This is a genomic window from Curtobacterium sp. MCBD17_008 (assembly GCF_003234475.1).
Lineage (GTDB): Bacteria > Actinomycetota > Actinomycetes > Actinomycetales > Microbacteriaceae > Curtobacterium.
On record NZ_QKTK01000007.1, the window covers coordinates 168,306 to 176,883 of the forward strand.

Here is an 8,578-nt window from a genome sequence, read left to right on the forward strand (position 1 = left end):
GACGCTCGCGCTCCGTCCACGCGGGGTCGTCCGCCGTCCGCCGTCCGGTGTCGACCGGGGCGGCGGTCAGCCGAGCACGGCGCGGACGACCGACCGGTAGACGTTGGCGGATGCCTCGGCCCTGAACGCCGTCGCCCCGCCCTCGGCGCGGCCGACCCGCGCGAAGCCGATCCCCGCCGCGGACACGACCACGACGGGACGGGTCCGACCGGGCGCCAGCAGCGAGGACACGGTCCACGGCGCCGCCCAGAACGCCGCGAGCGTCGGGTCGGCTTCGGCGAGGGCGTCCGGCAGGGCCGTGGCGGACGGGCCGCCCGCCAGACGACGGTCGAGCAGGTCGCTCGACAGGACCGGCGTGCGGAACGGCCAGGTCCACGTCGGGCGCACTCCGAGCCTCCCGGCCATCAGTCCGACCACCCGGTCCCGCCGGACGGACGCGATGACCGACCGACCGTCGGCCCCCGTGTCGACGACGGTGCCGGCCCAGGCCCGGAGACGCGTGACGCGCCCGTCGTCGTCGTGCTGGTCCAGCGTGGTGGGCGGCACCCCGTCCGCCCAGGGCGCGAGGACCTCGGCGGTGTCCGGCGGCACCGTCCCGAAGCGACCGACGAGGTCGGCGGCGACCAGCTCCCGGCCACCGTCCGAGCGGAGGAGCGCCGGGTTCCAGCGCTTGCCGGCGAGGTCCTGCAGCGTGGCGACGGCCTCGGCGCCGAGGGACGGCCGGGTCAGCGTCGAACCGGCGAGCAGGACCGGGAGCGCCTCGAGCGTCCGGGACTCGGTGGCGGTGACGCGGTCGAGCGTCCGGACGGAGTCGAGGACGGCGAACACCGGGTCGTCGGTGGCGGTCATCCGGGCCAGCGGACGCTCCACGGTGACGTCCACGCGGTGCCGACCCGTGACGAGCAGCAGGTGCGCACCGACGACGTCGCCCTCTTCGTCGGGGCGGACGTACTCGACGAGCCGTGCGGGGGCACCGGCCGTCGTCCACACGTCACAGCCGAGCAGGAGCAGGCCGTCGACCGACCCCGGCAGCCGTTCCAGCAGCGAGGCGTTCTCGTCCCCGATCGCCCGGTCGCCGGGACGCGACCGGACCGTGAGCACGACGTCGTCACCGCGGACGCGGAGGTCGGCACCGGGGGCGTCCTCGACACGCCAGCCGGTCGGGCGGGTGAACCGGACACGGGCGGTGCGGTCCTCGGTGGTCCCGGCTGCGGCGGCGGGTGGGTCGGGGACGGCCATGGAGCGAGGCTACGTGCGCGGTCCCGGAGTGCCGTCGGCGGCTCGCCGGGACGGGGTGGATCGTCCGGTCAGGCGGCCGGCTCGTCCGCGCCGGGACGCCGTCAGGGTGCCCGGGGCGGCGGGGGCGGCGGCACCGGCTTCGCGGCCACGACGTCGGACCGGAGCACGGTGACGGGTCCGCGACGGGTGGCGATCGTCACCGTCTCGGCGGTCCGGCCGGTCAGCTCGCCGAGCGCGTCCCGCGCGCCGGCTCCGTCGTGCGCCCGCACGACGAGCCGGTCACCGAGTGCCGCGCCGTCGAGCACGACGAGGGCCCGGGTGCGGGCGATCGCCGCCTGGGACGGGACCGTGGCCGGCGGGTCGGGGTCGGTCATGACTCCGAGGCTACGGGCTCGCACCGGACGTGCGGGCCCGGTCGACCGGACGTCGAGGGGACGTCGAGGGGACGCAGGACCGGCGCGGCTAGGGTGGCCGGATGGACAAGGCCCGGGTGGACAGCTGGATCTGGGCGGTCCGGATCACCAAGACCCGGTCCGCGGCGACGACCGCGTGCAAGGCCGGCCACGTCCGCGTCAACGGCGAGCGGGCGAAGCCGTCCCAGCCGGTCGGTCCCGGGGACGAGGTCCGCGTGCGCCAGGCCGGCTTCGACCGGATCGTCGTCGTGAAGAGCATCATCCTCAAGCGCGTCGGTGCGACCGAGGCCGCGAAGCACCTCGAGGACCGCACACCGCCGCGCCTGCCCCGCGAGGAAGCCGGCTTCGTCCCGATCCGGGAGCGCGGGGCCGGACGGCCGAGCAAGCGGGAGCGCCGGGACCTCGAGAAGCTCCGCGGGTACTGACCCGACGGCGCGCGACGGGCGGCGCTGCTGGCCGGGCGGCGCTGCTGGTCGGGTCAGACGAACCGGACGGTCTGCTGCAGGCGGTCGCGGACCGCGAAGACGTCGACGGAGCCCTCGGGCGACCAGACGCCGGAGAGCACCTGCCCGAGCGCACTCCGACGGACGATGAACGCGGTCGGCTTGCGGGGGGTCCCGACGAGTCGGACGTCCTCGTCGACCGCGGAGTCCGGCACCACCAGGACACGGCCGGTGAACCGGACCCGCGTCTGCTTCTGCACGGCACGGGCCGCGCGGACGAGCTCCTTCACCGGCTGCTCCCCCGGGCCGAGCGTCTCGCCGACGACCTCGCCGTGCTCCACCGCGACCGGGCCGCCCCAGTCGATCGACTCGAGTGCCCAGAGTCCGGTGGGCGTCAGCACCGCGTGGTCGAGCTTGCCCTCGGCACCGGCGTCGAGGTCGTGCCACACCGTGACGCCGATGCCCATCTCCGCGATGATCGCAGCCGTCGCCTCCTCGGCCAGCGCCTCGCCCAGGAGACGCCGGACGTGCCGGGGTGCCGACCGGACGAGTGTCGGGTCGTACGGGTCCTCGATCGGGTCGCCGAGGCCCACCCACTCGCGTTCGGCGGCGAGGAAGACCTCGCGGGAGCGCCCGCCGGGGTGCCCGTACGACCGAGCCCGCGGGCGGGAGTCACGTCGGGCGGACGGGGGTGCGTAGGCGTCACGCCCGGTGTCCGACCGCCACGCGGCCGATCCAGAGGGCGCTGACCCCGCGCGCAGGGTCCCGGCGTCGTAGGCTCGGCGGGCCGAGGGCGTCCCGATGCGCTCCCAGGCGACCTGCACCCGGCGGAAGCGCTGGGCGTCCCCACCGAGGTCAGGGTGGCTCTCACGCGCGGCCCGACGGTAGGCGCGTCGGAGGGTGTCGTCGTCGGCGGTCGCGGGGACGCCGAGGACCTCGTACGGGGTGGCGTCCGCCGGGCTGTCGGTCATGGCCCTGGAACGCTACCGGACGCAGGATCGAGGTCCGCCGCGAGGGCGCTGGGCACGCGCTGGGCGGTCGGCGACCTCGTCCCCGGCGCGCCCCCTCAGCGGAGCGCGGCGGTGATCCGGTCCCCGTGCTCCTCGAGCCACGCGACGTCGGCCCGGTACAGGTCGGCGTGCCCGTGCGCGAGGTCGCTCACGAACTTCGGGTTGCCCGCGGCCGCCTCGGTCTCGAGGGTCGTCACCAGGGCCACCAGGCCGGCGGTGATCGTCTCGACGAGCACGGCACGCGAGCGGTCGTCGAGACCGTAGGCGCGGCAGAACTCGGCGGCACGGGTCAGCCGGTCCTCGAGCGCCGAGACGGGACGGCCCTCGTCGGCTCCGGTCGTGAAGGGCGCGAACCGGTAGACCGCACTGGCGACGTCCCAGACGCGGGGCCCGGGGTGCGCGGTGTCGAAGTCGATCACGCCGACCGCCGCGATGCCGTCGTAGACGACGTTGTACGGGGCGTAGTCGCCGTGCACGACGGTCTCGACCGGCACCCGCGCGGCCTGGGACCACACGTCGACGGAGTCGTCCAGGGGGAAGCTCGCCGCGGCGTCGTGCAGCTGTCGGAGCAGCCGGGCACTCGTGACGAGGGCGGCCTCGCTCGCGACGTCCTCGGTCCAGGGGTACTCGCCGGCCACGCCGGGGACGAACGTCACCGTCTCGAGCGCGTCCCCGAGCGAGATCGGAGCCGGGGCCGCCACGAAGCCCTGCTCGTGCAGGTGCGTGAGCAGCCGGTGGACCGTCGGTGTCCACGGCCCGGCGGGGCGGTGCACCCGGTCGTCGGTCTTGGTGATCCGTTCCATCGGGAACCTCCTGAACGTCGTCGTCGACGTGTCCGCAACTGTAGTGCTCCCGTCCCGTCGACGCCCGGCTCCGCGCCTCACCATCCGGAGGGCGCGCTGCACGGACCCGGAGGGCGCGCTGCACGGACCCGGAGGGCGCGCTGCACGACCTACGCGACGCCGGGGCGACCGCAGCGGCGGCAGCCGGTCGTCAGTCGGGCAGGAGCTCCCGCAGCCACGACGGCCCACGGACGTCCGCCCCGATCGCGGTCACACGGTCACGGAGGCCGCGGTCCGCGGTCACGACGACGACCGGGCCGTCCCCGGCCGCGACGGCGGTCTGCACGGCGGCGACGATCGCGTCGTCCCCGGCGGCCGGTGCCTGCTCGACGGTCACGGCGGGGAGACCGGGACGGGTGTCGGCGGTGACGTCGACCGGGGCCGCACCCCGGGCCTCCCCCTCGAGCACCACGGTCCACCGCGGCCACCAGGTCGCGGACGGCAGGTCCAGCGCGGCGGCGTCGACGCCGGACGCGGCGAGCGTGCTCACACGGGCGACGAGTCGGGAGGCCGCTCCCGCGCGGTCCTTCCACCAGCCGTCCGGGACGCTCCCGACGACGTTCGCCGCGTCGACGACGACGTGCGGTGTCCGGTCGAGCGTGGCCCGGAGCGCGGGCCACGAGGCGCCGAACCCGGGGTGGAGCGGCAGGTCCGGCACGTCGGCGACGGGGACCCAGGCCAGGGCGAGGCTCTCACGGTCGGCGACGACGGGGGCGAACGGGCGGGAGGCGCGTCCCACGACGGTCGTGTAGGTCCAGAAGCCGAGGTCGAGGACGGCGGTGTGCCGGAGGTCGATGCCGTCCTCGGGGACGCCGGCCTCCTCGGCGGACTCGCGGAGGGCGGCGGTCACCGGGTCCTCGTGTTCGTGGCGCGCTCCGCCGGGGATCCCCCAGGTGCCGCCGTGGTGGCTCCACTCGACGCGGTGCTGCAGGAGGACCCGTCCGCGTCCGTCGTCGACGAGCAGGCCCGCGGCGCCGAAGCGGCCCCACGCCTTGGTGCCGTCCGGGCCGACCGCCCAGGCGTCGCCGGGGTCGCGCGGTCCTGCCGGGGGGCCGGGTGGCGGTCCCGCCGGGGTCGCGGTCCGTCGTTCGTCGTCCACGGGTCCACCCTTCCACACCGGTCCCGGACGTGTCGCTGGACGACGGCGGCGATGCGTGTACGGTGTCGTCCGAGACACGGGGTGCCGCATCCGAGCGGCTGAGATCACACCCGTCGAACCTGCTCGAGCTCGTACTCGCGAAGGGATCGTCCATGGAGAACGCTGCGCCGACGACCGACTGGGTCGTCCGTACCGCCGACCTGCTGGAGGCCGTCCGGACCCGGGCGCCCCTGGTGCAGTGCATCACGAACACGGTGGTGCAGAACGTCACCGCCAACGTGCTGCTCGCGCTGGGGGCGTCGGCCGCGATGGTCGACGTGCCGACCGAGGCAGGGCCGTTCGCCGGCGTCGCGGACGGGTTGCTCGTCAACACCGGCACCCCGCACGCTGAGCCGTCGACCGCGTCCCGCGAGGCCGCGGCCGCAGCGGCGGAAGCCGGGACACCGTGGGTGCTCGACCCGGTCGCGGTCGGGTCGCTGCCGGTCCGGACGGCCCTGGCGCGGGACCTGCTCGCGATGCGGCCGACGGTGCTGCGCGGGAACGCATCCGAGGTGCTCGCGGTCCTCGGCGCCTCGGCCGGCGGTCGCGGTGTGGACAGCACGGTCGGGACGGAGGACGCCCGCGACGCCGCCGTCGCCGCCGCGGACGCCGGGACCGCGCAGGCAGTGGCGGTCTCGGGTGCGGTGGACCTGCTCGTGGCGCCCGAGGGGCTGGTCCGCGTCGCGAACGGGACCGAGCTGCTCACCCGGATCACGGGTGGCGGCTGCGCCCTCGGGGCCGTCGTCGCCGCCTTCGCGGCCGTGGCGCCGGGGCGTGCGCTCGACGCGGCCGTCGCCGCGACCGCGGTCCACACCATCGCGGCGGAGCTCGCCGCACGGGACGCCGGCGGGCCGGGCACGTTCCAGCCGCTGTTCCTCGACCGGCTCGCGTCGCTGACGCCGGAGGACGTGGTCCGGGAGGCCCGGATCACCGCCGACGGTCCGGGTGCCCGGGCCGCCTCGACGACGATCGGAGCGGGATCGTGACCGCGGACGCCGCTGCCGCTGCGGTGGCCGGGACCGCCGGACGCGTACCGGGAGCGCAGGAGCTCGGCGTCTACCTCGTCACCGACACCGCCCTGGCCGGACGGCACGGGCACGGGGTCCTCGGCGTCGTCCGGGCGGCGGTGGGTGCCGGGGTCCGCATCGTGCAGGTCCGGGACAAGACGGCGTCCGCCCGGGACCTGCTCGCGTTGACGGTCGCGGTCGCGGACGCGGTCGGCGACCGGGCACTCGTCGTCGTGGACGACCGGCTCGACGTGGCGCTGGCCGCACGGCACGAGGGGCACGCGGTGGCGGGCGTGCACCTCGGACAGTCGGACGTTCCGGCGAGCGCCGCGCGTGCACTGCTCGGCCCGGACGCCCACGTCGGACTGACCGCGAACACGACGCGGCACCTGGTCGAGGTCGCCGCGATGCCGCACGGCACGGTCGACCTGCTCGGCGTCGGGGTCGTGCACCCGACGAGCACGAAGCCCGACCACCCGCCGGCGCTCGGCGTCGCGGGGTTCGCCCGGATCGCGGCGACGACCACCGTGCCGTGCGTGGGCATCGGCGGCGTCGGACTGGCGGACGTCGGGCCGCTGCGGGCTGCCGGGGCGGCGGGGGTCGCCGTGGTGTCGGGCATCTGCGCGGCCCCCGACCCGGGTGCCGCGGCCGCCGCGTTCGTCGCGGCGTGGGACGGGGCGGGCCGGTGACCGCGACGACGGGGCCGGCTGCGAGCGGCCGGGTGCCCAGGGTGCTCAGCATCGCGGGGACCGACCCGACCGGGGGTGCGGGGATCCAGGCCGACCTGAAGTCGATCGCCGCCCAGGACGGGTACGGCATGGCGGTGGTCACGGCCCTGGTCGCGCAGAACACCCGGGGCGTGCGCTCGGTGCACGTGCCCGACACGGACTTCCTCCGCGAGCAGCTCGACGCGGTCTGGGACGACGTCACGGTGGACGCGGTGAAGACCGGCATGCTCGGCACCGCCGAGGTCGTCCGGGTCGTCGTGGAGTCGTTGCGGGCACACCGGCCGCGGTGGCTGGTCGTCGACCCCGTGATGGTCGCCACGAGCGGTGACCGACTGCTCGACGCCGATGCCGAGGCGGCGATGACCGACCTGTTCGCCCTCGCCGACCTCGTCACCCCGAACCGCGACGAACTGCGGGTGCTCGCCGACCTCGCCGGCTCCGACGCGACGGACCCCCTCGACGCGGCCCTGGCGGTGGCACGACGCTTCGACGTCCGCGTGCTCGCGAAGGGCGGACACGACGGCGGCCCCACCTCGGACGACGCCCTCGTGACGCCGGACGGCTCGGTGCGGGTGTTCCCCGGCCCGCGGGTCGCGACGACGAACACGCACGGGACGGGCTGTTCGCTCTCGAGCGCGATCGCCACGCTCGTGGCCCGACACGGCGACTGGGAGCTCGCCGTCGGTGCCGCGAAGGCGTGGCTCACCGCGGCCCTCCGCGGTGCCGACGCCCTCCAGGTCGGGCACGGACACGGCCCGGTCGACCACAACGCCGCCGTGCGGGCCGCCCTGCCGGTCCCCCGCCTGACCGACCTCTGGTGGACGGACGCGGCCGCGGTGCTCGACGAGACCCTCGCGTGCGCGTTCCTGCAGGGCCTCGCCGACGGCACGCTCGACGCGGAGGTCTTCGCCGGGTACCTCGCGCAGGACGTGCACTACCTCCGCGCGTACGAGCAGCACCTCCGGGCGATCGCGGCCGGCTCGACCGGCGACGCCGCGGCGTTCTGGACGACCGCGAGCGAGGGCTGCGCCGCCGAGGCCCGCGACCTGCACCACCGTAGACTCGCCGGGTCGCACGCCGACGACCCCGTGCACCCGGTCTGCGCCGGCTACCTCGCGCACCTGGCCGCGGCGGCCGACGACGCCGCCGCCACCGGGGACGTCTCGGTGCTCGCCGCCGCCGTCCTGCCCTGCTTCCGGGTGTACGCCTGGGTCGGGGAGCGGCTCGGCACGGCGCCGGTCGGGCACCCGTTCGCGGACTGGATCGCGGCGTACGGGGACCCGGGCTTCGCGGCGTCGAGCGCGCGGGCGACCGACCTCGTCGAGGAGCTCGCCGTGCGCGCCGACCCGGAGCTGCGGGGCCGGATGGCCCGCGCGTTCCGGGAGTCGGTCGCGCAGGAGCTCGCGTTCTTCCGGATGCCGGAGCAGTTCGACGGTTCCCGACGAGACGGAGCCGCTGCGAGCCTCCCGGCCGGTGCGTCCGGCCCGGGACCGACCGCGGGTGCGGTGTCAGACCGGGTGTGAGGCGCTGGTGCGGACGCCGTCCGCGCCGGGTGCGCGCCGCACCAGGGTGACCTGCAGGTCGGAGCCGTCGACCGAGCATCGCATCCACGTGTGGTCCGGCTGCCGACGACGGTCCGTGGGCGACCCGGGGTTGAGCAGGCGCATGCCGTTCGCCGCGGTGGAGTCCCACGGGATGTGCGAGTGACCGAACACGAGCACGTCGACGTCGGGGTGGTCGACCACAGCCCTGTCTCTT

General features: G+C 76.2%; 10 protein-coding genes and 1 riboswitch. Of the genes, 4 read left to right on the top strand and 6 right to left on the bottom strand.

The window, feature by feature from the left end; all coding sequences use genetic code 11:
• Window positions 1-66 precede the first annotated feature (66 nt).
• Complete coding sequence (locus DEI95_RS08895) at window positions 67-1,239, bottom strand: hypothetical protein (protein ID WP_111060011.1); 1,173 nt, start codon at window positions 1,237-1,239, stop codon at window positions 67-69.
• Window positions 1,240-1,340: 101 nt separating this feature from the next.
• On the bottom strand, window positions 1,341-1,613 hold the full coding sequence (locus DEI95_RS08900; protein ID WP_220036643.1) for a hypothetical protein: 273 nt from the start codon (window positions 1,611-1,613) through the stop codon (window positions 1,341-1,343).
• 101 nt (window positions 1,614-1,714) lie between these two features.
• Here DEI95_RS08900 and DEI95_RS08905 point away from each other — a divergent pair, with 101 nt between their 5' ends.
• Window positions 1,715-2,077, top strand: coding sequence for an RNA-binding S4 domain-containing protein (locus DEI95_RS08905; RefSeq protein ID WP_110825249.1), 363 nt, complete (start codon window positions 1,715-1,717; stop codon window positions 2,075-2,077).
• Between the two features lie 53 nt (window positions 2,078-2,130).
• On the opposite strand, the gene DEI95_RS08910 is transcribed toward DEI95_RS08905, so the two are convergent.
• From DEI95_RS08910 to DEI95_RS08920, 3 genes are all read right to left on the bottom strand, one after another.
• On the bottom strand, window positions 2,131-3,066 hold the full coding sequence (locus DEI95_RS08910; RefSeq protein ID WP_111060012.1) for a DnaJ domain-containing protein: 936 nt from the start codon (window positions 3,064-3,066) through the stop codon (window positions 2,131-2,133).
• A 95-nt stretch (window positions 3,067-3,161) separates the two neighbouring features.
• Window positions 3,162-3,908, bottom strand: a complete 747-nt coding sequence (locus DEI95_RS08915) for a phosphotransferase enzyme family protein (protein WP_181436252.1) — start codon at window positions 3,906-3,908, stop codon at window positions 3,162-3,164.
• A gap of 190 nt (window positions 3,909-4,098) precedes the next feature.
• Window positions 4,099-5,046 (bottom strand): NUDIX domain-containing protein, encoded by a 948-nt coding sequence (locus DEI95_RS08920; protein ID WP_111060014.1) that lies wholly within the window; start codon window positions 5,044-5,046, stop codon window positions 4,099-4,101.
• A 67-nt stretch (window positions 5,047-5,113) separates the two neighbouring features.
• A riboswitch (TPP riboswitch) is annotated at window positions 5,114-5,210 on the top strand.
• Here DEI95_RS08920 and thiM point away from each other — a divergent pair.
• From thiM to thiD, 3 genes are all read left to right on the top strand, one after another.
• Window positions 5,199-6,071, top strand: a complete 873-nt coding sequence (gene thiM / locus DEI95_RS08925) for a hydroxyethylthiazole kinase (protein WP_111060015.1) — start codon at window positions 5,199-5,201, stop codon at window positions 6,069-6,071. Its footprint overlaps the riboswitch before it by 12 nt.
• On the top strand, window positions 6,068-6,781 hold the full coding sequence (thiE, locus tag DEI95_RS08930; RefSeq protein WP_258367545.1) for a thiamine phosphate synthase: 714 nt from the start codon (window positions 6,068-6,070) through the stop codon (window positions 6,779-6,781). The genes thiM and thiE overlap by 4 nt, the downstream gene beginning before the upstream one ends.
• Window positions 6,778-8,343: a bifunctional hydroxymethylpyrimidine kinase/phosphomethylpyrimidine kinase gene (gene thiD / locus DEI95_RS08935; RefSeq protein ID WP_258367546.1), complete on the top strand. Its 1,566-nt coding sequence runs from the start codon at window positions 6,778-6,780 to the stop codon at window positions 8,341-8,343. The genes thiE and thiD overlap by 4 nt, the downstream gene beginning before the upstream one ends.
• Here thiD and DEI95_RS08940 read toward each other — a convergent pair.
• On the bottom strand, window positions 8,329-8,578 hold a 250-nt coding region (locus DEI95_RS08940; RefSeq protein ID WP_181436253.1), incomplete at its 5' end, for a metallophosphoesterase. The two genes, thiD and DEI95_RS08940, sit on opposite strands and share 15 nt — an antisense overlap.

Excerpts from the sequence above, each read along its gene's own strand:
- DEI95_RS08910 (WP_111060012.1), bottom strand. The coding sequence starts at position 3,066 with ATGACCGACAGCCCGGCGGACGCCACCCCGTACGAGGTCCTCGGCGTC.
- DEI95_RS08895 (WP_111060011.1), bottom strand. The coding sequence starts at position 1,239 with ATGGCCGTCCCCGACCCACCCGCCGCCGCAGCCGGGACCACCGAGGAC.
- DEI95_RS08900 (WP_220036643.1), bottom strand. The coding sequence starts at position 1,613 with ATGACCGACCCCGACCCGCCGGCCACGGTCCCGTCCCAGGCGGCGATC.
- thiM (WP_111060015.1), top strand. The coding sequence starts at position 5,199 with ATGGAGAACGCTGCGCCGACGACCGACTGGGTCGTCCGTACCGCCGAC.
- DEI95_RS08905 (WP_110825249.1), top strand. The coding sequence starts at position 1,715 with ATGGACAAGGCCCGGGTGGACAGCTGGATCTGGGCGGTCCGGATCACC.
- DEI95_RS08915 (WP_181436252.1), bottom strand. The coding sequence starts at position 3,908 with ATGGAACGGATCACCAAGACCGACGACCGGGTGCACCGCCCCGCCGGG.